This window comes from Aquimarina muelleri DSM 19832 (assembly GCF_000430665.1).
Taxonomy (GTDB): domain Bacteria; phylum Bacteroidota; class Bacteroidia; order Flavobacteriales; family Flavobacteriaceae; genus Aquimarina; species Aquimarina muelleri.
Window position 1 is genome coordinate 1 of record NZ_AUML01000043.1, and the last position, 6206, is coordinate 6206.

At 32.9% G+C, this 6206-nt stretch carries 1 protein-coding gene; it reads right to left on the reverse strand.

Going from position 1 to position 6206, the window contains the following annotated elements; all coding sequences use genetic code 11:
• On the reverse strand, window positions 1-6196 hold a 6196-nt coding region (locus tag H527_RS22375), incomplete at its 3' end, for a non-ribosomal peptide synthetase (RefSeq protein ID WP_051316821.1).
• Window positions 6197-6206: the final 10 nt, after the last annotated feature.

The following is a 6206-nucleotide window of genomic DNA, read 5'->3' on the forward strand; positions in this document are numbered from 1 at the left end:
GTAAATCCTTTTTTGATATCTTACCATTACTTGTCAATGGCATTGCTTCTAAAACAACCCATAACTGAGGGATCATATACTCCGGTAAACGATGTTTTAAAAATGCCTGAGCTTCTTGCTTATCAAAATCAGTACTACTTACTACATAACCAATCAAACGATTTACTCCTGAGCCATCCTCTCTAGACAAAACACAACAACTATCTAACCCTTCTAATTCTGATAAAACATTCTCTATCTCTCCCAATTCTATACGGTATCCTCGTATTTTTACCTGATCATCCTTACGTCCTAAAAACTCTAAACTACCATCTGGTAACCATCGTGCCAAATCCCCTGTACGATACATCCTCCCTCCTGAAATAAATGGATCTAATATAAATCTCTCCGAAGTTAATCCCGGTTTGTTTACATATCCTCGTGCAATCGCCACTCCAGAAAAACATAATTCCCCAACAACACCTATAGGAACCAAGGCATCATTTCTGTCTAAAATAGAAGCTCTCACATTATCAATAGGTTTTCCTATACTTATTTTCTCAGAAGCATTTAATTGTTGTGCTGTAACCCATATTGTTGCTTCTGTTGGTCCATATAAATTCCAAACTGTATCACTAACAGCCGTAAGCTTATTTTTTAAATCTTCTTTTATCGCTTCTCCTCCACATAAAACAGTAACATTTTCATCATTATTCCACTCACTACTTATCAGCATCTGCCAAGTAGAAGGAGTCGCTTGCATAAACTCAGGACTATATTTTGCAATTGCTTCTTTCAACTTATATGCATCCAATGTTGATTCTTCATTTAATAAAATTGTTTTTGCTCCCTGAATAATTGGTGCAAATAATTCTAAATAGAAAATATCAAACGTATAAGTGGTTACTGATAATAGTGATTTTAATCTTCCCAAATGAAGTTTTTCAATCATTGCACATAAAAAATTAACTACACTTTTATGCTCAATCATAACACCTTTTGGTCTTCCAGTAGAACCTGATGTATAAATAACATAAGCCAAATGATTGGCTGTTATTTGGACAGATGGTTTTTCTATTGTTTCTTTTGCAATAGCGTTCCAATCCTTATCCATCAGAATAACACGAACATTTTGTTTTTTCGAAAAACTTATTGCTTCGTTTTCTTTACTCAATACTAAAGAAATACTAGCATCTTCCAGAATATAAAAAATCCTATCTTCTGGATAATCAGGAGCAATCGGCACATAAGCCTTTCCTGATTTTAAAACTCCTAAAATCCCAATGACCATTTCTAATGATCTATTCATGCAAATCCCTACTAACTCTTCTTTCTTTATCTCTTTTTTGTTAAGATAATTAGCTAATTTATTGGCTCGCTTATCTAATTCGCTATATGTAATAGTATCTTGATCAAAAACTATAGCAACCTCATCTGGAGTTTTTTGCACTTGTTCTTCAAAAAGTTCAGCAACCGTTTTATCTAAAGGATAATCTTTTTTTGTGGTATTAAACTCTTTTAATAATCGCTCTATTTCAGATACCTCTAACATCGGTACGGTATCTACTGAATGATTACGATTTCCAATAAACTCAATTACTAATGTCTTATAATGCTGTGCTAGCTGTTGTATTGTTTCTTTGCTAAACAATGCTGTTGCATAGGTAAAGTTTAGTCCAAGACCAGCAATAGTTTCTGTGACTGTTAATGTTAGATCAAACGAAGAGGTACTTGTTTCATAAGGGTATGGACTCACGTCTAACCCTGGTAATGTTATTACCTCATTATCAGTGTCGTTTTGTAAAGTGAACATGACCTGAAACAAAGGTGTCATACTCATATCCCTAGTCATTATAATACGATCTACTACTTTTTCAAAAGGAGCTTGCTGATGGTCATACGCTTCTAAAGTTGTTCTTTTTACTTGCTCCAACACTTCTCTAAATGACATTTCATGATTTATATCACTTCTCAAAGCTAAGGTATTAGCAAAAAAACCTATTACTCCTTCTGATGCTGATTGTGTCCTATTGGCTATCGGGGTTCCTACACAAATATCGTGTTGTCCACTATATCGATATAACAATACTTTGAATATCGATAACAATCCCATAAACATAGTTACTCCTTCTTCCTTACAAATATTTTTTAAACTCTCTCTGGTTTTAACATCCAAAGAAATAGCTATATCAGCTCCATTTGTATTCTGAATTGAAGGACGTGTATAATCTGTTGGTAAAACTAGTGGAGACACTTTTTTTAACTTACTCTCCCAATAAGAAAGTTCTTTATCTAGTACGTCCCCTTCGATATGTGTTCTTTGCCATATTGAATAATCTTTATATTGAATTGGTAAAGGAAGTAACGTAGTTGTTCTATTTTCTTTTAAAGACGTATATAACTCTAAAAATTCTTTAATTAAAATTCCATTAGACCATCCATCACTGGCAATATGGTGAAATACTCCTATTAGTATATAATTATTATCTCCTAACTCGTATAAACATACTCGAAACAAATAATCAGAAGATAAATCAAACGGTTTAGATATAAATTTTTTAAGTTTATTTGAAATATCATCCTTAGAAACATCTAAAACTTCATGTTCCATACTCCAATTTTCAGCAGAAATGATCTTTTGATACCCCACCCCTTCTTCAGATTTAATTACTGTTCGTAATGCCTGATGCCTGGATACTATCTGATATAATGACTGTATTAATTTATGTACATCTAAATCCCCTGTAAGACGTAATATCATGGGAATATGATATGGGATACTTCCTTCTAATTGATCAATAAACCATAACCGTTCTTGACTAAAAGATAATGGTATATGTGTTGTTATTTGTTGAGGAACTAGTGCTGGTAGGATCGTTCCCTTGCCTTGATTAAACATGTGTATTTTTAAACTCTCGATAGTCGGATAGATAAAAATATCTTTTATTTCTAAAGCAATTTCCATTTTTTTACGTATCGCTGATACTAAGCGAGTAGCTAATAAAGAATGTCCTCCTAGATCAAAAAAATCATCTTGTACTCCTATTTTATCGATATTAAGTATCCCTTGCCAAATACCAACTAATTCTTCTTCCATTTCATCTCGTGCTGCTACATAAACTCCTCTAGAAAGATCTGATAATTCGGGATCTGGTAATGATTTTCTATCTATCTTACCATTACTTGTCAAAGGAATTTCAGTAAGAGTTACCCACAATTGAGGAACCATATATTCTGGTAGTTTCTTTTTTAGTGCTTTTTGTAACTCTTGTTTATCAAGTTCTCCTTGGGTCACTACATATCCTATTAATTGCTGACTTCCTCCTGCATCTTTTTTTGCCAAAACACAGCTTCCAAGTATTTTTGGTTGCTCAGACAATATTGTTTCTATCTCACCTAACTCGATTCGATAACCTCTAATCTTCACTTGTTGATCCGACCTTCCTATATATTCTATATTTCCATCAACTAACCAACGAGCAACATCTCCTGTATCATACATTCGTTCACCTTCAATAAATGGATTTTCGATGAATCGTTCTTTTGTCAAAAGTTCTTTATTGAGATACCCTCTGGCTACTTGTACTCCTCCAATATAAAGATCCCCAGGAACTCCTATAGGTACAATACGGTGTTTCTTATCCAATATATACAGAGTTGTATTGGCTACTGGTTTACCAATAGGAATTTTAAATAACTGTTTGTTTTTTGGCATCTGCCATGAAGTAACATCTATTGCAGCTTCTGTGGGACCGTATAAATTATCTAAACGAACATCAGGAAATTTTTCTCTAAATAAATTTACTTGATCTAAACGAAGTGCCTCTCCACTACATAGGACTCTTTTTAAAGATTGGCAATCTCCGCGGCTTATCTCTAATAAAAAGATCCAAAGCATAGAAGGAACAAAATGAAGTGTCGTTACTTTATAACTATCAATCGCCTCTTTTAAACATTTGATATCTTTATGACCTTCGGGACGTAAAAAAACCATAGGTACTCCTGCTATCAAAGGCCAAAACAATTCCCACACAGAAACATCAAAACAAAAAGTTGTTTTTTGTAATACAATATCTTTTTCTGCTTCTAATTGATAATGTTCCTGAGTCCATAAAAGACGGTTTACAATTCCTCTATGTTCATTCATCACTCCCTTTGGTTTGCCTGTACTTCCTGATGTATAAATTACATATGCTAGATTATCAGGACACAGTTTCACATAAGTTGGATGTGTTGGATATTCTTTAATAAGCAAAGAATCTGATATATTAAGACAGTTAATCTCTTCTTTTATTGACTGTAATATTTCTTCAGATCTATGATCACACAACACTATTTTAGAAGCAGTATCTTGTAGGATATAATGAATACGTTCTTCTGGATAATCAGGATCTATAGGTACATATGCGGCTCCAGATTTTAAAATTCCTAATATTCCAATCATCATAGACAATGAACGATCCAAACAAATCCCTACTAAGGACTCTGTCACTACTCCTTGTTCTATCAAATAATGTGCTAATTGATTAGAGCGTTCATCTAACTCTTTATAAGTTAGTCTGTTTTCTTCAAAAATTACCGCATCTGCATATGGGGTTTGTAATACCTGATTTTGAATTAAGTCTAATAAGGTTTTATCTTTTGGATAAGAAACTGATGTTGTATTAAATTCTAGTAACCTCTCCTTTTCTTTTTTAGAAACAATATCTACATCTGTTATTTTACTATTTTCAGACAATTCTATGAATTGTTCCAGTACTTTTCTAAAGTGTCCTTGAATCAACAAAACATCAGAAGAAGCTAATACATTTTCATTATGTGTGAATTTTATATCCAACACCGTTCCTAACCCAATAGTTAAGGTTAAAAGATAGCTTGTTTGCTCATTCGCTTCGACATTCTTGTATTTTAATAATCTTTGCTCTTTTTTGAGTGCTTCTGTTACTGGATAGTTTTCGAATACCACAAGACTGTCAAACAACGTTCCTTTTATCCCACTTAAATGTTGAATTTTAGCAAGATTAGTATACTGATGCTCTCTGGCTTCGGTATGTCCTAATTGCAACTCAGATAGCCATTCAGATAATAATTTTCCCTCTTCTATAGTAGCATGTAATGGCAAGGTATTGATGTATAACCCTACTCTCTCTTCAGCTCTTTCTAATGTTTTAGGACGTCCTGAAACTGTAACTCCATATACTACATTTTTATTACCAGTATAGTTAGCTAGCAATAATGCCCAAGCACCTTGAACAACTGTATTTACAGTAATATGGTTTCGCCTTGCATAGGCGACCAATTGAGAAGTAAAATCTGAATCAAAAGACAATAATTCATCCTTATAGTTTTCTGTTATCCCCAATCCTGAACTCATTGTTTTTGAAAAAGGCACTAAAGAAGGAGCTGATAGCCCTTCCATATATGTTTTCCAAAAATCCTCTTCTTTTTCAACATTCTTACTTGCTATATACTTTACATAATCCTCATACGTATCGGTTATTTTCTGTGGAGGGATTTCTCCTTTATAAAATGCTTCATACGCTTGTAAAAACTCTCCTAAAACAATCGATAGTGACCATCCATCCATTAAAATATGATGATTTGTAAAAACCATCTTATAGGATTTTTCTCCTGTTTTTATAAGTGTAATTCGTAACAGAGGAACTTCATCAAACGTAAAACCAGCCGCTCTATCAGAAATTAAAAAAGTATTCAATTTTATAGCCTGTTCTGATGGAGAATATGTACTGTAATCTAACTCTCTAAAAGGCAAAACAACATCTTCATAAACACGCTGTACTGGAATACTAAATTCTTTATGAAAAAATGCAGTTCTTAATATACTATGGTTTTTAAATACATACTCCCAAGAGGACTTCATGACCTGAGCATCAACTCCGCTTATAAAATCGATTGCTAATTGTACTGTATACGCATTAGATTCTTTATCATAAAGTCCCTGAAACAGCATTCCTTCTTGAAGCGGGCTTAATTTATACAATACATTAGATGCCTTTTTAGCCTTCTTTTTATTTTGTAAAAAATCAATTAACTCTTCTTTATGTTTTCTTAAAAAACCTTTTATATCCTCTTTATCTTTTTTAAAGTCATAAGGATCACTTTTTGAGTTATTTTTACTCTTTTTTAATATGAGTTCTCCTTCTTTTTCAATCAAAAAGAAATGCAAGCCTTTTAACTTTTTTATAAAACTTTCCATGTGAATGTGC